This window comes from Microseira sp. BLCC-F43, from assembly GCF_041929235.1.
Lineage (GTDB): Bacteria > Cyanobacteriota > Cyanobacteriia > Cyanobacteriales > Aerosakkonemataceae > Microseira.
Genome location: NZ_JBHFNP010000246.1, coordinates 21,334 through 42,218, shown reverse-complemented (window position 1 = coordinate 42,218; position 20,885 = coordinate 21,334). Strand labels below are relative to the sequence as shown.

The window sequence follows — 20,885 nt, the reverse complement described above, 5'->3', positions numbered from 1 at the left end:
CATAGATATTTATGGGTGTGGTCAAAACCCCTTGGTGATATTGAAAAAATTTCCCCGCGTCAGGAGCGTCAATCTCAACCAACTACTTTTGACCGCACCCGATATTTATTGATTTTCTTCAACGTATTTCCCCCACATCTGCTCGTAAGCTTTTTCCATCTCGCGAGTAAATTTCTCGCCATTCCACAAGGGAGATGTTTGTCGCGAAGCTTTTAATTTCCAGGTAATTTCTCGCCGCAAGTTTTCATCTTTTCCTAACTTTATACCCCATTCGATATACTCTTCATCGGTCCAGGCGATACCTTCTGTTATCCCTGCATTCATCATCATCGTGTAGCTGTTGCGACTGGCAAATTGCTTGCCGACTCGCGTTACCATCGGAATCCCCATCCAAAGCGTTTCCAGCGTAGTTGTAGCACCGTTATAAGGATAGGTATCTAATACTATATCTGCAATGCCAAGATTGGCTCGGTGAACTTCTTCTGTAGCAACTTCTGGTAAAAATCGCAGGCGATCGCTGCTTACACCTTCTGCTTTTGCTATCTTGCCAAAAAACTCTTTTTGTGCTGCTTCTTCAGCAACTCCTTTAATTAGTAAATAGCTGTTGGATACTTGTTTCAGAATCTTCATTTGCAGTCTTGCTGTTTCGGGATGTTGCTTGTAACCCCGCTGAATACTGAGATACACGACTGCATCCGTTGGAATATCTAGTTTATCCCGTCTTAGAGTGGGAACGTAGACTTCAAACCCATCCACCGCGATGTAGGTTTGGGGGAGTCGCCAGATTTTTTCTGCATAGTAATCCGGTGCTGATTCTGGTAAAACGTAGGGGTCGGCGATAAAATAATCTACATTCGGGATTCCCGACGCATCTAAACCCAGCCAAGTGACTTGAATCGGAGCGGGTTTTAGTGCCATGACCTCATAGCTAGTATCTAGGGTAATGCTATCGAGTTCGATTAAAATATCTATTTCATCTTGGTGAATTTGCTCGGCAATTTCTAAGCTGTTAAATCCGCAACGATAAGCTTTTTCAACTTGATTAATATACCAGTTTTGTAAGGGGTCTTGGATGTTTGTTGCATTCACAAAATAACCGTGAACTTCAAAGCGCGAGGTGTCGTGATGCTTGAGCAACCAGCGAGCTAACCAACCCACCGAATGTTTTCTGAGAGCAAAAGATAAATAGCCAATTTTCAAGCGCGAACCGGGGGCTTTTTTTCTGTTAAGCGGTGACAATTTTTGGCGATATCCCTCGACGATTTCTTTAGCATAATTTTCGACATTGGCTTGAAAAATTTGACCGATTTGATTCTGAATTTGTCGGTTGCTTCTGGGTTCGTCTTTAAAGTAAGGCAAAAAGAACGTTGAACTAACGAGGCGAAGGTTATCGGAGCGATTGAGCGAGGTGGTGTTTTCTTCTAAGATCGACTGCAAAAGCAATTCCTGCTGCTGGAAAACTGATGTTGCTTCTTCCCAATACACGCCTGCACTCATGAGACTTCGCAGAACCATATAATTTCCATACACCTGCTCTGGTAATGTCTTGAGTAGGGAGTAACACTGTTTCGCAGCCGCGATCGCAGCGGCATGATTGCCGTTAATATCGTGAAACGCCGATAGCTGGCGTAACATTTCTGGATGGTTAGGAGCGATACTTAAATATATTTCCAGCAAACTGGCAGCGATTGCAGGCATCGCCATCGAGTAAGCAATTTCATGACTTAATTTCAGCCACACTGCTACCACTTCCGGCAGATGATAAACGTGGGGTAAACAAGCTGCTGCGAACTCTAGGGATGACTCATACCAAGGCGCATAGCTCAAGACACTCTGTAAGACGAAAAGCAATTGAGAGGGTTCTACGCCTAATGGTTGCTCCTCTCGCAGCAGTTCAACGATACCAATAGATGCCAATTCTTCATCCGTCAGCGTTTCCTGCTTGATAGCTAGGTGAATCAGATGCAATAAATTATTAATATCTGTTGGCGCAATTTCCCGCAGGTGTTGCCGAATCACCCAGGCAACGGCATTATCTGCCAGTTCCTCCCGCCGCGTCGCTTCTGTTTCGAGTACCTGAATTAGTTCTGCCGTCCACTCCTCAACTTGTTCTGCTTCTCCCTCTGCCATTGCCAGCAACCAAGTTGTTTGAGCTTCCGTTTCTTGTCCTTGCAACAGCAGCACCAACCCCAAATCCCAGTAGTGTGATTTGACATCTGGTTCCTTCTCTGCTGCCTGCTCGTAAAGTTCTGCCGCTTTGGTATAGTTACCCTGAATTAAATATTCATAAGCTTGCTGCTGCAAAAGTGTTAGATCGATATTCATAACGAGGAATAGTTAGTAACTAATCGCTAAATATAGTAGCGTTAACGCAGTGTAACGCACCGATTACTGGTGCTTCAGGCGCCAGCTGTAACCTATTGGTAAAAACTCGCCAATTGTATGTGCCTGACACATCCTACAGTTTATTTAACTCAAGTTGCTAGTTATCTATCTGGGAGCGACTCATGGCTAATGGCTAATGTCAGTAAAAATCCAAGATTAGCAATTAGCAATTAGCCATTAGCAACGGCGAAGTTTATATAGCGGTTTGCAGGCGGGTGAGGTACACCTTCGTTTGTATAGCGGCAGCATTAATGCTGCCGCTATACAAACGAAGCCAAAAGGCTGTACCTCAATGACTTGCAATCTGCTGTAACTAGCAACTTGCATTATTTATGAGAGTGCATCTGCGATCGATCAACTAATGACTAAAAAAACAAAATGGGTAGCATCTACTCACACTACCCACATCGCCAATGTTTAGCTTAGGAGCGGCAAAAAATTACTTCGCATCTACATATTCGCCGCCGTTACACTTGACCTCGTTTGCATTAAAGGTAATTGCACCAGCGGCTGGTGTGACTCCTGCCTTTGTACTCTGACACAAAGTTGTGGTCGAGGTTTTATCGCCGCCACCTACAGGTTCCACCAGACCAACACCGCCTGCATAAGCGAGCAGTGCGCCATTTTGTGGTGGAGTAGCCAAGTTGACGACGTTGGGATCTGCTGCTGTCACGCCGTAGGTATAGTTGACTGTCTTCAATTTGACACCGGCACCGCTATATTTGGCGAAATCTTCTATGGTTTTCAAGAACGTGTTGTTTTCGGTGTAGTAAGCTTGCTGAGACTTGCCCATCGCGCTCAGGGTTTGCTTAGCTTCGGTCTGTTTGGCTTTGTTGGCTTGGTTCAAGAATGAAGGCAGTGCAATAGCAGCCAGAATACCGATGATGATGATAACAACCAGCAGTTCAATTAGGGTGAAACCTTCTTCTTTATTCGTCTTCTTTTGGTTGATGTGTTGTAGTAGTTTGTATTTAATGTCAGCCTTCATGACTTGATTCTCCTTCCGGTGCGCGATAGTCGTTTGCTTGCTCTAAATAGAACTTACCCACTTCTTCCAGGTTTCATATCACCCATGGCAAAAATTTTTGCAATTTCTCAAGCCGAACGCTCCAAAAGCACGTATAGAAACACTTCCAGGCTGCTCAACAGTTGCTTGACTTCCGCGAAAGCTTTATCCTGACTCATGGGTTCCATGGTTACTGGGTCGATTGGCCTAATTTTGAGCCAGCGTTCTACTAGGGATGCAAACGGCTGCGCTTGTTCCCATAGAGGTAGCAAGCAACCCGCTTTAGTGCTGTCTATCCAGATCGGCTCGGTGGTTGTGACACACAGGTGACGGCTGATTTCAAAAGATTTGTAGCTAGCGATACAGTCAATCAGTTCAGCTTTGACCCCACTCCTTCTCAACTGGGGATGTAGGTGTACCTTTGCTCCTTGCCAGTCATCCTCCGACCATTCAGCCACTGGCACAACTGGCTTGGCTGAGTCAGGATGACCGCACCAAAAATCTAGCAAGCGGTGAACCGGATGTAACAATTCAAACAAATGCAGCCGCTCTTCTACGGAACTCTCTGGCAGGCTCATTCCCAGAAAGGCGGGCAAGTTGTTGGGTTCTTTGAACAGTTCCATCAAGTCCCAGCCGTTGAAGATCACCATGTTGATGAATTCTAAACCGGCAGCTCTCAAAATAGAGAACATTTCAGGAACTGTGTAGCCTTTATCGTTTACAAGTAGATAATTTGCTAAATATAAGTCTTCGGATTGCGCTTTCTGAGGGTGCCAAGTGTTGACTTTGAGGTGAACAGTATCCTTGAGTGAGTTCATCACCTGTTGCACCACCTCAATTTCAAATTCTCTGGGGTTTTCATCCATCAAACCCATCATTTTAAACACTTCTTGGCAACGATAATAGTTTACTCGTTGCAGCGAGCTATGCAGGTTAGACCGGATGATGCCCTCTGGTTTCAAAACCGACTTCATTGCCTGCAATCCGGCAACTGGATCGGCTAGGAGATAAAGCACGTCATCGTTGTTGATGTAGTCGAATTCCAAGCCCAAACTCGGTAAATCTTCGATGGCAATGGTATGAAATTCGGCATTTTCAAAGCCGTGGTATTCTAACCGCTGCCGCGCTAATTTAACCGATTCTTCCGAAAAGTCAATGCCAACTATTTTGGCTTTGGGGTTGGCTTCTGCTAAGGCTAAGGCTTTGTAACCCGTGCCGCACCCAGCATCTAAAATTACTTTGCCTTCTGTTTCTATAACTTTTTGATTTCTCAAATAGTAGGCCGTTACCAAGCTGTGAATAAACAGGTTGTTCGGGTCGTCTTTAGGCGTTTGATCGACGGGAATTCTGGGGTAAGGGCCGGTGTCAAATTGTTGACGCACTTTCTCTTTGATCTCGGCGGCTTGACTGTCCATTTTGAACATCTCCGGATGGTAATTTTTGGGATATTAGCTTCAGGTGATGTTATCACCTAAATTTAAGTATTCCCTGTTTAAGCCCCAGAGTACACAATTGACTGTTGATTGGCTGACCTAACCCCCCCTTCCCTACGAGTGTTGGGGGGGTGTATGGTTCACCTCGTTACCAGGCTCGAGCCTGGTAACGCCATCCCAGAGGCTCGTGCCTCTGCCTCTTTGGGGACGGGAGGCAGGAGCCTCCCTCCGTGCATTTCCAGGTAGAACCTGGAACGAGTCAAACGAGTCAACTCCATTCTCCAGTTTCACCTCGTTACCAGGCTCGAGCCTGGTAACGCCATCCCAGAGGCTCGTGCCTCTGCCTCTTTGGGGACGGGAGGCAGGAGCCTCCCTCCGTGCATTTCCAGGTAGAACCTGGAAACGAGTCACACGAGTCAACGAGTCAAAACGAGTCAACGAGTCAAAAAATGCCGATTGTGGGATGGGCATCTTGCCCGTCCGAGCGATCGCTTTCTCCAGTTATGCTATATTAGTCGTAGTCGTTATGAGTTTAACTTTAGGCGATGGCTAACCCAACAGTAGAGAATTTGGTTATTATTGGCTCCGGCCCTGCCGGTTATACTGCGGCGATTTATGCGGGGCGTGCCAACCTGAAACCCTTTGTGTTTGAAGGCTTCCAAGCTGGGGGGTTGCCGGGTGGGCAGCTGATGACGACGACGGAAGTGGAGAATTTCCCCGGCTTTCCCGAAGGGATTATGGGTCCGGATTTAATGGATCGGATGAAGGCGCAAGCGGAACGGTGGGGTGCTGAATTATACACAGAAGATGTGAGAGCGGTCGATTTGAGTCAGCGTCCGTTTACGGTGCGTTCTGAGGAACGGGAAGTTAAAGCCAACAGCATCATCATTGCTACAGGCGCGACGGCGAAACGGTTGGGACTGCCCAGCGAACATGAGTATTGGAGTCGGGGTATTTCTGCTTGTGCGATTTGCGACGGTGCTACTCCGATTTTTCACGGTGCTGAACTGGCGGTGATCGGGGCTGGCGACTCGGCGGCGGAAGAATCAATTTACCTTACTAAGTACGGTTCTCGCGTTCACATGCTGGTACGCAGCGATAAGATGCGGGCGTCGAAAGCGATGCAGGATCGGGTGCTGAACAATCCCAAGATTACGGTTCACTGGAATAGCGAGGCGGTGGATGTAATTGGGGAAGGCGATCGCATGAATGGCATTCACATCCGCAATACTAAAACTGGCGAGGAAAGTGTCTTGGCAGTTAAGGGGTTATTCTACGCCATCGGTCACAAGCCCAACACTTCTTTATTTGAAGGGCAACTAGAATTAGACGAAGTCGGTTATATCGTCACCAAGCCGGGTTCGGTAGAAACCAGTGTCGAAGGGGTGTATGCTGCTGGAGACGTACAAGACCACGAGTATCGTCAGGCAATTACGGCTGCGGGTACTGGCTGTATGGCGGCGATGTTAGCAGAAAGGTGGTTGTCGGCGAATGGCTTACTGCAAGAATTTCATCAAACGGCTGAGGCTGAAAAGCCAGATACGCCAGCAGATGTGAAGAAAACCGAAACTCTTGAACCAGCAGAGTTTGATATTGCAGACACGCGCCACAGTGGGGGTTTTGCACTGCGGAAGCTGTTTCACGAGAGCGATCGCTTACTTGTAGTCAAGTACGTTTCGCCCAGTTGCGGCCCTTGCCATACCCTCAAACCAATTTTAGACAAAGTAGTGGACGAATTTGACGATAAAATCCACTTCGTCACCATCGACATCGCCAAAGACACAGACATTGCCGAAAATGCTGGCATTACCGGAACGCCGACGATTCAGTTCTTCAAGAATAAAGAGTTGTTGACTGAAGTTAAAGGCGTTAAGCAAAAGAGTCAATATCGCCAGTTAATCGAACAAAATCTATAATCTAGAGAAACCCGGTTTCTTAAACAATACCTTCGCCAAAATCCCACCCTCTTGGGTGGGATTTTGGGTGCAGGACTTACCCACGACGAGGGCAGAAACCCGGTTTCTTCATTCTCTGGTCGCCGCCAAACCAACGATTTTTCATATTACCAAAGTTTCTTGGAGTAAGGTACTAGGGTGAAAAGCCTCTGTAGATGGCTGGTGCAAAATAGTTTGACCGCTGAGGCGGGATGGAAATGAGCTGCTGGTGTGGGTGTTTAAAATTGTTTCAATCCTGGCACAAAAAGCGAAATCGCAGCGGCGGAACACGCCAGACGACCCGGAAAGCGTCGAGCGAGACTCAGTATTATTGGCGCTTTATGCGAGGGTAAGTTTTTTGCCCCGATGGTTTATCAAGGATATTGATCGGCCAAAGTAATTGAAACTTGGCTGGAGAAATTTTTGTGGCCTCAAGTTTGAACAAGACAGGTAATTATTATGGATAATGCCCCCTTTCATAACTCACTTCTCATTAGAGAAATCATCGAAAAATCTGGGTGCGAATTACTTTTCAAAGCCCAGCTATTCTCCTGACTTAAACCCCACGCTTGCATTGGTGGCATAAAGTGAAGACAGCCCGGAGAGATGTATAGCGAAGATTTTAATGTTCACAAAGCTGTTGCAGCAGCATTTCAGTATTTGTCAATATACCAGCGCGCAGCGCTATTAGGACGAGTTCACAGGGCAAAACCCTGTGTGAACCTGGCCTAATTTGGCGAAGGTATTGTCCAAGCAACCGGGTTTCTTGTCCGGATGCTTAACAGAACTTTACCAATCGAATCATCGGGACTATCAACCAAAGCTATAAACTTGGGACTATTACCAATGACCGATTACCCATTACCAATTTAAGCATCTATGTTTCCAGTTCATCGTCCTCGTCGCCTCCGTACTTCGCCCCAGCTGCGCGGCATGGTGCGGGAAACGGTTCTGACTAAAAACGATCTGATTTATCCCCTATTCGCCGTACCGGGCGAAGGTTTTGCTAAAGAAGTAAAATCGATGCCGGGAGTCTACCAGCTATCGATCGACAAAATCGTCGAAGAAGCTAAGGAAGTCTACGATTTGGGTATCCCGTCGATTATTCTATTCGGCATTCCCGCTGATAAGGATACCGACGCGACGGGTGCGTGGCACGATTGCGGTATTGTCCAAACAGCGGCAACGGCGGTGAAGCAAGCTGTGCCGGGTTTAGTTGTAATTGCTGATACTTGCTTGTGCGAGTATACCAGTCACGGTCACTGCGGTTATTTGGAAGTCGGCGACCTCACTGGACGGGTTTTGAATGACCCGACGCTGGAATTGCTGAAGAAAACAGCGGTTTCTCAAGCAAAAGCTGGCGCAGATATTATCGCACCTTCGGGTATGATGGATGGCTTCGTGCAGGCTATCCGTGAAGCTCTGGATGAGGATGGGTATCAAGATATACCGATAATGTCTTACGCGGCTAAGTATGCGTCGGCTTATTATGGGCCGTTCCGAGATGCGGCTGAGTCGGCGCCCCAGTTTGGCGATCGCAGAACATACCAAATGGACCCGGCTAACTCCCGCGAAGCTCTGAAAGAAATTGCCCTCGATATTGCAGAAGGGGCGGATATGCTCATGGTTAAACCAGCCTTAGCATATATGGATATTATCTGGCAAGTCAAGCAAGCCTGCAATCTACCCGTTGCTGCTTACAACGTGTCTGGGGAATATTCTATGGTTAAAGCCGCTGCCCTCAACGGTTGGATTGATGAAAAACGTGTCGTGATGGAAACTTTAATCGGCTTCAAACGCGCTGGGGCTGATTTGATTTTGACCTATCACGCTAAAGATGCCGCCCGTTGGTTGGAACAAGGCAATTAAGTCTGTTTGAACCGGGTAAACTTAGGGGACTTTTGCACTAGAGATTGAGTGAGAAAATTCTTCGGGTGAAGGTAAGCCGAACGGCAACTAGCACGGCCTTTTTCTTCGCTTGTGAAGGTAGAAATATCCCCCAGGGGGGACAAGTTTCTGACTCGATACTTTAGTTCAGGAGTCCCCACATCTTTTTTGGCGCTTATCAGATCTGGTGCAAAATGGAACTAGGTATTATGCCCCCTGACGTATGAAAAATCTATCTCAAGAAAGAATTTTAACTACCCCAAACCAAATAAGTAGTAAAAGTTACAGAAATTGAGGGAGGCAAAAGTGAAATGTGGTGAAGGAGCAAACACCATAATAGATAAGGAACAGAATGACTCAGAGTAGAACGTTGGAAAAACCGATCGAAAGCCAGGAAATCCGTTTTTGCGACTTGCGAAGTCAAGTGGACATCAAGCAACTGCAAGAATTGTTTAAATTGACCGCGTTTTGGGCGCAAAACCGCACTCAAGAGGACTTAGAGATAGCGATCGCCAACAGCGATCCTGCGATCAGCGTTTGGGATGGCGATCGCTTAATCGGTTTTTCGCGGGCGACTTCAGATTGCGTCTATCGCGCCACGATTTGGGATGTGGTGATTCACCCAGACTATCGGGGATTGGGACTCGGTCGCAAGATGATCGAAACGCTGTTAAACCATCCTCGCGTTTGTCGGGTAGAGCGCGTTTACCTGATGACGACCTATCAACAAGGATTTTACACCCGCCTCGGATTTCAATATCCCAACCCCAGTACTTCAATGGTGCTGTACAACCACACCCGCAACAGTTCCCATTCGGGTCAACAAAAGGTGTCTAGCGAGTCGCTAAAGGAATAGAACATTGAACCCGAGTCAGGTTAGATTCCTGATTCGGTGAAGGAACTGCTAAAAGTTCCAAACGTCCTTTCATCAGTTCTAGGAGGGTGTGGATAGCGAGTAGATTCAATCCTGGTGAAAGGATAGAATTCCCATTGGGTTGCTCATCGGTTTTAGGGGCAGACTGTAACAAATCTATTGGTTCACTCCAGGCGCTGTAGGGACGTTGGTCTTCAATCTGGATATGAACGTAACCAGCACTTGGATCGGGATGAATCGAAACGCAAACCCTGCCCTCCCGCATTAATTTTAAAGGCGTATCTACCAAATTCATCAACACCTGTTTGAGCCAGTGGGAATCTGTCAAAACGTAAATTTCCGGAGCGGGTTTCTCGATATCTAAAGGTAAATTGCGATCCGCTGCTTGCAAGCGAGTTAATTCATCTACATGTGTGAGAACGTGGGCGAGTTGTACCGGCTGAATATTGAGACGATTGGTGCCATACTCAGTTCTGGCAACGTTGAGAATTGCATCCATAAACGCTACCATCCTCATTGCCGAGGCATTCGCCTGCGCTACGAATTCTCGTTCTTCTGCCGCATCTTCGCATAAATCCGACAAAATTAACTGTTGCAGACCGATCAAGCTATTGAGAGGCGAGCGCAATTCGTGGGAAATTCGCGCCAGAAACCCTGCCTTAAACTGGCACATTTCCGTCGCCATGCGATACGCCAGTTGCGTCCGCAATAATTCTTCTTTCAGTGCTGAGATTTCTTGGTTAGGATCTTGGAATGCAGCCATTCGATGGTTTCGATTTTGAATTTTGGATTAACTAAACATGACAGGACTGACGCAAAGAAATCGGGTTTCTCTGAAAAAAGAGATTTACGCAGAAACTTTGGTGATAAGAGCGTAGTGCGTCAGTCCTATATGAGCTAATTGTAGAATCGCCATCAGCGATTCGGAAATTGCACAAAATAAAAGTAACAGTCCCAGGGATTTTAAAACCATGACCGAGATTATATCCTCAATCGTATTACCACCGCCGTTTCCCGACCACACCCAACTACCCGAGGAGGACGGTAATTTCGTGAAGAATTTTCAAGAACATCCTCAAAGTTTAATTTTAACCGACTCGATTGGCCCAGTGTTGCAGAGGTTGCATCCAGATGGACAGTACTGCATTGGTCAAGATTGTGGCATTTACTGGCGAGAAACCGAACCCCCGGAAAAAGGTGCAGAAGCACCGGACTGGTTTTACGTTCCTCATGTACCCCCTAGACTAGGAGGTGTCATCCGACGATCTTACGTATTGTGGCGCGAATTTCTCGCCCCCAGAATTGCCTTAGAATTTGCCAGTGGAGATGGCAGTGAAGAACGGGACAAGACACCCCTATCTGTAGCTGAGGACGGTACAGTTACAAAACCTGGCAAGTTCTGGGTGTACGAGCAAATTATGCGAATTCCTTACTATGGGATTTATGAGGTTAGCAAAGGTGTTTTGGAAGTTTACCACTTTGTTGATGGGTTCTATGAAAAAATGACCCCAAACTCACGCGGTCACTATCCTATTACAACCATGGGCGTAGAATTAGGACTTTGGGAAGGAACTTATCAAAATCAAACCATGGTTTGGTTGCGCTGGTGGGATTTAGAGGGTAACTTGTTACTGACAGGTCAAGAAACCGCTGAAATAGAACGCATGAAGCGACTAAAATTAGTGGAAAAATTGCGATCGCTCACTCCCGATCAACTAGCAGCACTAGGAATTGCCCCCAACGAACTAGAATAACCATTACCAATTAGCAATTAGCAATTAGCCATTAGCCATTTCAATCACACCTTGTCGGAGAATTTCCCAACCCTTAAGAGTCCATTTTGCCACCGTAGAAGGCACGCCGGACTCTTTTGTTAATTCGGTTTCAGATATCTGTAAAGTCAGAACAGAGGGGAACTGAGCGTCTATTTCTGCCATTGTCCGCAGGGGGGGTTGACCGGATAAATTGGCGCTGGTGGTGGCGAGTGGCCCGGTTTGAGATAATATTTTTCTGGCGATCGCACTATCGGGAACTCTCACCCCTATTGTCCCAGGGTCATTGGGATTAACTTGTGGAGGGAGGCGCGAACTTGCTGGTAATACTAAGGTTAACGCTCCAGGCCAATATTTTTGGGCAACTTGCTGCCAAATTAATTTTTCTGACTCGCTCCCTTGACAAAAATGCCACAATTCCTCCGGATTTGCTGCCATTAAAATCAGCGGTTTATCCTGACTCCGCTGTTTCGCTGCAAAGATTAATCCCGACTTTTCTGGTAACGCTGCTAATGCCGGAACCGTATCCGTGGGAAAGCTGACTACAAAACCAGAAATTGCCCCAGTGACGAGGGCCTCGATTGAAACTTTTGTCATTAGTTAATTGTAATCTATCGTTGCCAGCGCTCGCGCTAATCGCTAATTGCCTTCGGATCGTAATATCCTGCCATTAGCCATTAGCTATTAGCCATTAGCCTCGTTCCCTGGATCCTGCCTGGGAACGCTGACATATGTCTTTTATTCCCAATCATTTTTGCGAGTGTGATGGGTAATCGTTCCGTCAACTTCAACCGTTGCAATGTGTTGAATTCGTTTTTTAATTGTGCCTCCTCCGCGAGATTTCAGCCAATCTACTGCGTCATTAAAAGTCGGAAAATACTTGGCTCTATGATTGAACGCATCACAATTAAAGTCTTGGGCAAAGTATCTATTTTTAGTTTTTGACATTTTTATTTTACCTCATGCATAGAAATTATTTCAATTCAGGCAATGGTTCGGCTAGGATAACTCTGGTGCGGTAGACGATGTCAACGAGGCCGTCTGGAGAATGCGACCGCGAGTACAATTGGGTTAAATCGGCAACAAGTTGCTCAAATCCTTCCCCAGAACGCGGTACGAGTCCCCGACTTTGAGCGCGACCAATTAAACCCGATAAATCTACTGCTTGCTTATTAGTAAACCTGTGGCGACCCACTTCAACAAAATAAGGCAAACAGCTATAAGGCAGAAAAAATCCCCAATTTCTTAATAACTTTAACGGCAAACGCTGCACTTTTTTTACCCATCGTCGCAATTGAGTTAAAAGCGAGCGATCGCGGTAAGGTTTTGATGCCTTTATCAGCAAGCGGAAATAATCTTTAGTAAATTTATCCTCTAATTCCCAGTAATTCCACACCAATGCCAAGCGACCGGATTTTTGCAAAATTCGGCGAAATTCTAACAAGCTTTGCTTGCGATTAAACCAGTGAAAAGCCTGAAAACAAACGACTAAATCCACCGATGCATCGGGTAAATTAGTCGCTTCTGCGGTGCCATCACAAACCTCTATTAAAGGATGGGAAATAGCAGCTTTCCTCATTTCGGCATTCGGTTCTACGGCAAAAACTTTAATCCCTTTTTCTGCTAGCTGACGAGAGGCAATACCCGTTCCCGCACCAATATCTGCTGCAACGATTTGGGACGGTAATCCTAACCCTTCTAAAACCTTGTCGATAGCAACTTCTGGATAAGTTGGGCGATATTTTGCGTAATCTGCTGCGGCGTCTGAAAAATAAGTCAGCGGGTTCATGTTTTATGGTTAGAGCGAAATTGGTAATTGGTAATTGGTAATTGGTAATTGCTAATTGCTAATTGCTAATTTAGGACTTACGCACTACTAGGTCAGAAACCTTGATTAGATTCGCTTCTTTCCCTAACCCCTAGCAACTTGAGTGAATTAGCAACGATAAGCTAAAGCGAAGCGTTCGATTCCGGCTAAATCGGGATAAATTTTAATGTCATAATAACTTCCATTCTGCCGCAATAATTCAGCCACCGCATCCGCTTGTCCTGCCATCATTTCAATCAACCAAATTCCGCCAGGACGCAAATAATTAGGGGCAGTTTCTATGAGGTGGCGAATGCAGTCTAAACCATCTTCGCCGCCATCGAGGGCGAGATGAGGTTCGTGAAAAGCAACTTCTGGTTGCAGCGTCGGTACTATGCTGCTGGGAATATAAGGCGGGTTGGAAACCATACCGCTAAGCCGCCCCTTGATCGCTTCTAGCGGCTCAAACCAAAAACCATTGTAAAACTTGATTTTTTCCGCCAAACCCTGTTGCTGGGCATTCTGGCGGGCAATGGCGAGAGCTTCGGTGCTGCGATCCACTGCATGGATGGTAGCATCAGGAAACGCGGCGGCTAAACCGATAGCGATCGCACCACTCCCAGTCCCCAAATCCGCCCAATCAGCATCAGTCATGGGAGAATTTTGCATCACCTGCTCCGAAGCACCCACAGGCGAGACGCCTGTGCTACGCTGCTCTTGAGCTCCCCTGCGGCGCACCGCTTCCACCGCCAAATCGATCAAAAGTTCTGTCTCTGGTCGAGGAATTAATACTGCTGGGGAAACAACCAAAGAAAAATTGCGCCAAGGGGTGACCCCAGCGATGTATTGTACGGGCAAGCGATCGCTAATTCGTCGCTGCCACAATTGGTCTAATTCTGGCAAACTTAGGCGCAGAGTCATGTTTTTTCGGTCGCGAAAAGACTCTAACCGCAACGCCAAGCGGTCTAAATCTGCCACCGCAAGCAACAACCAGTCTACTTCCTCTGGGGGAACATCGGCGGCGCGCGCGGCTGCTAGTGCTTGTCGCCGCCATTGCCAAAGTTCTAAACCAGATACCACCACCCCTTGCAGGTTTTCCATCGTTTAACGCCGATCTTGACGCTGTTGGGGCTGATTTTGGCGTTGTTGCGGCTGATTTTGACGTTGGTTAGCTGGTTGGTTTCGACTCGGTTGCTGAGAACCCGGTTGTGTTGGTTGGAGGGTTCGCAGGAATTCTAACGACTCCCGCGACGGTACGAGCAAAACTTTGTTCAAAACCGGATCGTTGCTAGTTTTCAACGTTTGAATTACGGTTTCCAAGTCCATCACTTGAATTTCTACGTCAGATGCCATATTTGGTTGTGACTGCTTAAAGCGATCTAGGAGTGCGATCGCTTGCTCCTTGTCAAAAAAGAAAGGTATCACGCGATCGTCGCCTTGGGGTATGGTCAGATATTTATTTTCTGACTTGAATTTGGCTACAAATAGGGGGACGCCGTTAAATTGCTGTACTTGGCGACCATTTTGTCGCAGCAAAGCTAATGCTGACTCAACTTGTTGCTGCACGGGTAAAAAGTCAACCGCGACAGAATCCTTTTTTTCTCGATTCGCTTGTTCCAATTGTTGGTAAACTTCTGCCAGCGACCTGGGAATTACCTGGAGATTTTGGCTGTCGTTGGGATTATCTGACCGCAATCGCTGTAAAACCGTCTGAGCATCCCGCTGGCTGATAAAAGCTGGCGTTACCAACACCTTTTTCTCATTATCGCAGTTAACTTGCTGACCGTTGGTGGGGTCGAGGCATTGACTAAGTACGCCACCGTCTGCTTTAGCAATCATAAACACTGGCACGGTTCGCAACCTTTGTACCACCTGTTCTTCGGGTAATGCTAGCGCCTGGGGAACGTTGGCAATCGCACCGGATACCACCGCAGTCCCCAATAACCCCAAGGTTGCCCCCCAACGAAGCAATGATTTCATAACCTCTCCTGCTATCAATCCTGTCACAGACAAAAAATTATCATTTCAAAAAACACAGAATATTATTCTATGTTTTTGTTTGTTGGGTTTGAACCCAACCAACTTACTGTCCTCCACATTTATCCCCGATGGCTTGTATGTTTGGCAATAGTTGCCGGCTAATTTGCCATGCATTTTAACTTTTTTTTGGCAATCTCGCTGCGGTCATTTCTCCCCGTGAGCTAACTTTTCCCTCTGGGTTCACAAATCGTCTCGGTCAAAAATTTTACAGAGATAGGACTTACGCAAGGGCGTTCCTATCACCAAAGTTTCAAGCTGCGATCTTTGGTTGCCAAACCGACGATTTTTCAGAGAAACCCGGTTTCTTTGCCTAAGTCCTGAGAGATATAGACTTAGTTTTTGCCAGACCAGTTCCAAGGTAATGGTATATTCTCGCTCAAAATGCTACAAATCCTGTACAAAAGCAGTCGGCTGTATTCATAGATGCTACAGTTGGAAGCAGATTAAGCTGGCAAGCTCTGAGCAATCATTTTCAGGACTTATGCTTGGGCGACCTATCACCTTTGTTTCAAACTGCTTCCGCGAGTGCGGAAGGGAGGCATATCTCTGGTTTCAAAGCGACGATTTTTCAGAGAAACCCGGTTTCTTGCTGCTTACTCTGGTTTGAGGGCGACGATTTTTGCGAGAAACCGGGTTTCTTGCTGCTTACTCTGGTGACAAAGCCACGATTTTTCCTAGAAACCCGGTTTCTTTGCCTGGGTCCTGCTTTTGAGAGCTTGGTGATTATCAATTCTGAACTACTTTTCTTCCCACCGTTGTAGCCCTTTTAAACGATTGCAATAAAAATATGAATTATTATCCCTCTGGGGAGGATACTTCCCACCCTCAATATAAACAAAGTGCGTTCGCGAAGCTTCTTCCAAGCAGAATCGCTGTTGCAAGACACCTGCTCAGACTAGGAGCTATAACCTCAATCTTACTCGTATCAGGTTGTCAAACCGCTCCCAGCGGACTCAAAATTGGCACGCTTTTACCTATCACTGGGGACTTGTCCCAGTTTGGCTCTTCGATGCAGGATAGTGCCAGTTTGCTCGTCAAAACCGTCAATAGCTGCGGTGGCGTTTTAAACAAACCCGTACAATTAATCTCAGAAGACGACCAAACCAATCCTTCTGCGGGTGCGGCGGCGATGAGCAAGTTAGCCGAAGTCGATCGGGTCGCCGGAGTCATTGGGGCAGCCGGGAGTGCTGTTTCGAGTGCTGCAATTGACATTGCAGTACGCAACCAAGTTGTGCAAATTTCCCCCTCCAGCACCAGCCCCGTTTTTACCGAACGCGCTAAAAAAGGCGATTTCAAGGGATTTTGGTTCCGCACCGCCCCGCCCGATACGTTTCAGGGTCAAGCTTTAGCTAAATTAGCTAGTACTAAAGGTTACAAATCAGTTTCAGTACTGGCGATTAATAACGACTATGGGAAAGGCTTGGTACAATCGTTTATCCCAGCTTTTGAAGCCGCTGGGGGCAAAGTGGTGAATCAGGCGAATCCGACTTATTATCCGCCCCAGAGTGCTACTTTTGACTCGGAAGTCTCAGCAGCTTTTCGGGGGAACCCAAACGCGGTTGTTTTAGTTGCTTATCCAGAAACTGGCAGTATTATCGTCAGAACAGCTTATCAACAGGGACTGCTGGGAAAACAAACGCAACTGCTGATGACAGAAGGGATGAAAGACCCCAAAATTGCCGAACTTGCGGGAAAAGATACGGCGGGCAAGTTTATTGTATCTGGAGTTATCGGGACGGCGCCGAGTACAACCGGACCGGCGGTAAAACAGTTTCGCGAAGTCTACCAAACAAATTACAATAAGCGTCAACCCGGTGTGTTTGACGCCAACACTTGGGATGCTGGCGCGCTTTTAGTTCTAGCAGCCGAAGCAGCTAAATCGACTGCTGGTGCTGAGATTAAAGACAAAATCCGCGTTGTTGCCAATCCTCCAGGACAAGAAGTTACCGATGTTTGTCAAGCACTTGCCCTAATCCGCCAAGGTAAGGAGATCAACTATCAGGGAGCGAGCGGTAAAGTAGACTTCGATGCTCAAGGCGATGTTGTCGGCAGTTACGATGTTTGGACAATTGACAATAACGGGCAACTCAAGGTGACAAATACCATCACCGTCGGCGGATTTTAAAGTCCTGAGTCAGGAAAAAGCTAGATATCAGAAGGTTTGAGGTGTTCCAGCGCTAGCTTATCAATATAATGTTTTCGTATTACTTCAGGGGTATTTCCTACCCATCTAGCAATGGTGTCGCTTGAGTTACCCTGGAGTGCTTTTGACATACTCCCCAGCCTAAAGGCGTGGGGATTCTGGGGTCAAACAGCAATTGCTGGCTTCCGCCAGTCTCACATCACCTAACCCAATGGTTGATGCCCCAACCATTGAAATATTTCTAGCGGCGTTTTCATCACGTCCATTCACTGAATTACAAGATGGACAACGCCACTGTCTCACAGATAAATCTAGATGTTCTAAAATATGCCCACAGTGAGAACAAGTTTTACTGGATGGATACCACTGGTCTATATAAATAACCTGTTTGTTTTTCGCCTTGGCTACCCATTCCAGTATTTGCAGAAATTCTCCAAAAGCTAAGTCTGATATTTTTCTACCCCAGAGACGTTGCATACCTTTGAGGTTAAGCGTCTCAAAACATAAAACATCAAACTTGTCAGTCAAAGTGTGAGCTAATTTCCAAAACCAATCACGCCTACGGTGACAAACATCTTCATGTTTGCGAACTAAATTTTTTCTAGCCCGTTCTCGATGATTTGAACCTTTTACCTTTTTGGAGTGGTTTCTACTAGCTTTCTTAATGGCGTTTAGAGATTGTTTTATAAATTCTGGTGAATCAATTTTAGTTCCATCAGAACAGGTGAGGAAAGTTTTCAAACCAAAATCAAACCCTGCTATTTTACCAGTCGTTGATTTAATTTCTGGTTCTGACTCATTACTCACCACGACAACCATAAATAACTCGCCTAATGCAGTGCGTTTTATGGTTATTGTTTTAATCTTCCCTTCTATTTCTCTGGATTTCCAAAACTGATAAACCCGATTTCCAATTTTTACTCTATTATCACCTAAGAATTTATAACCAGCTTGTTTCAGGGTGAATGATTTGTATTTCTTGACTTTCTTGAAGCCTGGTGGTCTTACTCCTTTTTTGTTGTTTTTAAAGAATAATTTCTATGCTTTATCTATTCTCTGGCAGATATCTTGTACTGCTTGAGAACCTACTAATTGCCAGAAAGAATTACGTTTTCTTAACTTAGCAATATGTGACTGAATTTTTGCACAGTTTAAGTGTTTGCCCCACATCCGGTAGTACCGTCTATGTAGAGCAATGCAATGGTTATAAATCACCCCTGCGGCGTTAATCATCCGTTTGAGGTATCTATTCCTTTTGTGTTCGTACAACTTAAACTTTAGTGTTTTCATGCTAGTATTATAGCATAATTTAACGGCAATATGACGGCCTGAAAAAATTAACCATCAGATGTTCGGAGGAGGAATATAAACTGCTTGTAGAGTATTGCTCAGAAACAAGTCGTACTCAAAATGACGTACTTAGGGAGTTGATCCGCAATTTAAAGAAAAGCCGTCCTAGAAGGACGGGGCTTTAAACCCAATTTTTTGGTAAGGTAATAAATGTATCTTGACAGTTGTAGGGTGTCGTAGGCATCCCATTTTTTTGGTTCAGGTTAACCAGTTTTGTGACTGTTTTCCAGGCTCTTCTACTAAAGTCATTGTAGTTAATTGGATTGCCTTCTCGGTTAGGGAATACTAAGGTTTCAGGGTGATAATTTTCCGTTCTAATTGATAGTAATAATTCCTGTAAATTCTTCGGGAAACAAAGCTTTCGGGTTTTCTTAGTTTTAGTAGTTTCCCGCACTAAAGCTTTCCCGCCAGCCCTGACAATTGCTTCGGAGAATGTAATCCTAGAGCAATCCTCGCTGATGTGTTTCCAGCGCAACCCTACCGCTTCAGAGGGTCTACAGCCGGTGTAAAATAGAAATTTTACAAAGTTTGTATAGTAGTTGTAGCTAATGCCTTTCTTCCCGGCATTGTGAGTCTGAAAAGCTTCGATAATCAGATCGCGCTCCTGGGCCGTGAAGGGATTTGCTTGCTCTTCTATCTTATATTTGGGTGGTGCTAAATCCCGGTACATTCCCTCAAAGGGGTTGGTATCTAGCATCCCATTCTTAACAGCCCATTTACAGGCTGCTGAGAGGTGCATGAGGCAACGTCTCGCCATGTGTTCGGTTGTCACCTCCAGCAGATAGATTTTAATCTCCAGGGACTGGTTTAGCACCTGGGGAGCGTTAGCAAAATGTTTACCCAGGGGGACGTATGTATCTAAGACGGTTTTGGGAGAACTCGTAGGAGTTTTGTAAGCTGTGTAGCTTTCCCACAGTTCAGCAAGGCTTAAGACTGGTTTGGGTTTTTCTGGTTGGGAGGAAGGGACTGCTGTCAAATGATTGAAAATTCGATATTTGTTCCCAGAAAAATCAAAGTTACTCGATTGGATGTCTAGCTCTGCCTGTCTAGCTTTTGCTTCTGCTATCTTCCTATTTTCTGGCGTGTCATCAATTTGCAACGAGATGTACTTTGCTTGTTGACCGGGATAGAGGGATCTCGGAAGTCGCAAGCGCAATCTGCCTCTGGGGGAGTCAACGACAACTGAGCCTCTAGGCGCTCTAGTTTCAAAGGCTGTTGAGTGAGTTTGCATGTTCAAATCTTGTCACAAATGTTGATCGATGATTAGGTAGGCTACCACAACCCTCAACAAACGATCAACAAAAATATAGGACTTACCCAAAGAAACCCGGTTTTGACGAAAAATCCCGAGTTGGGAAGTTAAAGATCTGCGAAAAAACCGGGTTTCTGACCCCGCGTGCCTATTTACTGGTGATTATCCGCAAATGAAAAAACCCCAAACCTTTGCTATTTAGTGGTTTCGGGGTTTTAAACTTAACATCGGGATGACAGGATTTGAACCTGCGGCATCGTGCTCCCAAAGCACGCGCGCTACCAAGCTGCGCTACATCCCGTCGCTTGTCTAGTATAACCTACTTTTTCCAGAATGGGAATTAGGGCTGGTTTAATTGGGATACCAAAACATGCCTTTGATGCCCTCCGGATCGGAAATAAACCCAAGACCGTGATAAAAATCTAGCACATGGGGGTCGGCGAATAAGGTAATGTTGCTAATGTCCTCACTGCGGAGTTTTTTGATCGTGTATTTCATCAGAGACTTACCCAGACCTTGACCTTGGAAGTCCGGGTGAACGACTACATCCCAAATCGTCGCGTTAAACGCATGGTCGGATGTAGCGCGAGAAAAGCCAATTAGCCGCCGCCGGTTTGCTCGCATTTCCCACATGGAAACGACGAGAAAACTGTGTTGAATGGCCTTTCTGACTTTACGCAGCGGACGGCGGGACCAACCCACCGCATCGCAGAGTTCTTCTAATTCGTAGAGGTCAATCTCTCGGTCAGTAGTGAAAAAGATGCGACCATTGCGGTTATTCAAGTCACCTGGACGGGCGATCGCATCTTCTTCAATTTGTGTAGCCCCAGTTGTCGAGGCAGTATCAGATTCGCTGAACCAGCTTTTCCAAAAACCCATGCAGCCGTGGTTATTGTAGTAAAAAGACGTTGGATGGCGGTAATAGTTAGTATATCTCCCGTATCCCCTTCAATGTTTGGCTTCTCGATCAAGTCAGTCCAAAGGCAGGGGAATGGGAGATGA

At 46.1% G+C, this 20,885-nt stretch carries 18 protein-coding genes, 1 tRNA gene and 1 pseudogene; 6 read left to right on the top strand and 14 right to left on the bottom strand.

Annotated features, from left to right (window positions below):
- Positions 1-105 precede the first annotated feature (105 nt).
- The 3 genes from ACE1CM_RS33230 to ACE1CM_RS33220 all read right to left on the bottom strand — a co-directional run bounded on the left by ACE1CM_RS33230 (position 106) and on the right by ACE1CM_RS33220 (position 4,806).
- The gene (locus ACE1CM_RS33230; protein WP_374883157.1) at positions 106-2,325 is read right to left on the bottom strand and encodes an O-linked N-acetylglucosamine transferase, SPINDLY family protein; all 2,220 of its coding nucleotides are present in this window, start codon (positions 2,323-2,325) and stop codon (positions 106-108) included.
- Positions 2,326-2,824: 499 nt separating this feature from the next.
- Positions 2,825-3,373: a type IV pilin-like G/H family protein gene (locus ACE1CM_RS33225; RefSeq protein WP_374883156.1), complete on the bottom strand. Its 549-nt coding sequence runs from the start codon at positions 3,371-3,373 to the stop codon at positions 2,825-2,827.
- A gap of 107 nt (positions 3,374-3,480) precedes the next feature.
- On the bottom strand, positions 3,481-4,806 hold the full coding sequence (locus ACE1CM_RS33220; protein WP_374883155.1) for a class I SAM-dependent methyltransferase: 1,326 nt from the start codon (positions 4,804-4,806) through the stop codon (positions 3,481-3,483).
- A 352-nt stretch (positions 4,807-5,158) separates the two neighbouring features.
- Between ACE1CM_RS33220 and ACE1CM_RS33215 the strand changes: the two genes are divergently transcribed.
- From ACE1CM_RS33215 to ACE1CM_RS33200, 4 genes are all read left to right on the top strand, one after another.
- Entirely contained in the window at positions 5,159-5,377 is a 219-nt protein-coding gene (locus tag ACE1CM_RS33215; RefSeq protein ID WP_374883153.1) for a hypothetical protein, read from the top strand.
- Positions 5,370-6,740 carry a thioredoxin-disulfide reductase gene (gene trxB / locus ACE1CM_RS33210; RefSeq protein ID WP_374883151.1) on the top strand — a complete coding sequence of 457 codons (1,371 nt, stop codon included), beginning with the start codon at positions 5,370-5,372 and terminating at the stop codon, positions 6,738-6,740. Before ACE1CM_RS33215 ends, trxB begins: the two co-directional genes overlap by 8 nt.
- A gap of 897 nt (positions 6,741-7,637) precedes the next feature.
- The gene (gene hemB, locus ACE1CM_RS33205) at positions 7,638-8,627 is read left to right on the top strand and encodes a porphobilinogen synthase (protein ID WP_374883149.1); all 990 of its coding nucleotides are present in this window, start codon (positions 7,638-7,640) and stop codon (positions 8,625-8,627) included.
- Between the two features lie 370 nt (positions 8,628-8,997).
- On the top strand, positions 8,998-9,501 hold the full coding sequence (locus tag ACE1CM_RS33200) for a GNAT family N-acetyltransferase (RefSeq protein WP_374883147.1): 504 nt from the start codon (positions 8,998-9,000) through the stop codon (positions 9,499-9,501).
- On the opposite strand, the gene ACE1CM_RS33195 is transcribed toward ACE1CM_RS33200, so the two are convergent.
- Positions 9,479-10,282, bottom strand: a complete 804-nt coding sequence (locus ACE1CM_RS33195) for a sensor histidine kinase (protein WP_374883145.1) — start codon at positions 10,280-10,282, stop codon at positions 9,479-9,481. The genes ACE1CM_RS33200 and ACE1CM_RS33195 overlap by 23 nt on opposite strands.
- A 208-nt stretch (positions 10,283-10,490) precedes the next feature.
- Between ACE1CM_RS33195 and ACE1CM_RS33190 the strand changes: the two genes are divergently transcribed.
- Positions 10,491-11,273: a Uma2 family endonuclease gene (locus tag ACE1CM_RS33190; protein WP_374883144.1), complete on the top strand. Its 783-nt coding sequence runs from the start codon at positions 10,491-10,493 to the stop codon at positions 11,271-11,273.
- Positions 11,274-11,297: 24 nt separating this feature from the next.
- On the opposite strand, the gene ACE1CM_RS33185 is transcribed toward ACE1CM_RS33190, so the two are convergent.
- The 5 genes from ACE1CM_RS33185 to ACE1CM_RS33165 form a co-directional block, all read right to left on the bottom strand.
- The gene (locus tag ACE1CM_RS33185) at positions 11,298-11,888 is read right to left on the bottom strand and encodes an L-threonylcarbamoyladenylate synthase (RefSeq protein WP_374883143.1); all 591 of its coding nucleotides are present in this window, start codon (positions 11,886-11,888) and stop codon (positions 11,298-11,300) included.
- A gap of 141 nt (positions 11,889-12,029) precedes the next feature.
- Complete coding sequence (locus tag ACE1CM_RS33180) at positions 12,030-12,239, bottom strand: hypothetical protein (RefSeq protein ID WP_374883142.1); 210 nt, start codon at positions 12,237-12,239, stop codon at positions 12,030-12,032.
- A gap of 25 nt (positions 12,240-12,264) precedes the next feature.
- Positions 12,265-13,080, bottom strand: a complete 816-nt coding sequence (locus ACE1CM_RS33175; RefSeq protein WP_374883141.1) for a class I SAM-dependent methyltransferase — start codon at positions 13,078-13,080, stop codon at positions 12,265-12,267.
- A gap of 147 nt (positions 13,081-13,227) precedes the next feature.
- A complete protein-coding gene (prmC, locus tag ACE1CM_RS33170) occupies positions 13,228-14,199 on the bottom strand; it encodes a peptide chain release factor N(5)-glutamine methyltransferase (RefSeq protein ID WP_374883140.1) in 972 nt (323 codons plus the stop codon).
- Between the two features lie 3 nt (positions 14,200-14,202).
- A complete protein-coding gene (locus ACE1CM_RS33165; protein WP_374883139.1) occupies positions 14,203-15,078 on the bottom strand; it encodes a Tic22 family protein in 876 nt (291 codons plus the stop codon).
- Between the two features lie 847 nt (positions 15,079-15,925).
- On the opposite strand from ACE1CM_RS33165, the gene ACE1CM_RS33160 reads away from it, so the two are divergent.
- Positions 15,926-17,263 (top strand): ABC transporter substrate-binding protein, encoded by a 1,338-nt coding sequence (locus ACE1CM_RS33160; RefSeq protein ID WP_374883138.1) that lies wholly within the window; start codon positions 15,926-15,928, stop codon positions 17,261-17,263.
- Between the two features lie 20 nt (positions 17,264-17,283).
- On the opposite strand, the gene ACE1CM_RS33155 is transcribed toward ACE1CM_RS33160, so the two are convergent.
- From ACE1CM_RS33155 to ACE1CM_RS33135, 5 genes and pseudogenes are all read right to left on the bottom strand, one after another.
- Positions 17,284-17,412, bottom strand: a complete 129-nt coding sequence (locus ACE1CM_RS33155; RefSeq protein WP_374883137.1) for a hypothetical protein — start codon at positions 17,410-17,412, stop codon at positions 17,284-17,286.
- 10 nt (positions 17,413-17,422) lie between these two features.
- Positions 17,423-18,301 (bottom strand): annotated as a pseudogene (locus tag ACE1CM_RS33150) (RNA-guided endonuclease InsQ/TnpB family protein); the annotation flags it as partial.
- A 451-nt stretch (positions 18,302-18,752) separates the two neighbouring features.
- Positions 18,753-19,862 carry a tyrosine-type recombinase/integrase gene (locus tag ACE1CM_RS33145; protein WP_374883136.1) on the bottom strand — a complete coding sequence of 370 codons (1,110 nt, stop codon included), beginning with the start codon at positions 19,860-19,862 and terminating at the stop codon, positions 18,753-18,755.
- Positions 19,863-20,110: 248 nt separating this feature from the next.
- Positions 20,111-20,184: transfer RNA gene (locus ACE1CM_RS33140), tRNA-Pro, on the bottom strand.
- A gap of 50 nt (positions 20,185-20,234) precedes the next feature.
- Positions 20,235-20,762, bottom strand: a complete 528-nt coding sequence (locus tag ACE1CM_RS33135; RefSeq protein WP_226572474.1) for a GNAT family N-acetyltransferase — start codon at positions 20,760-20,762, stop codon at positions 20,235-20,237.
- Positions 20,763-20,885: the final 123 nt, after the last annotated feature.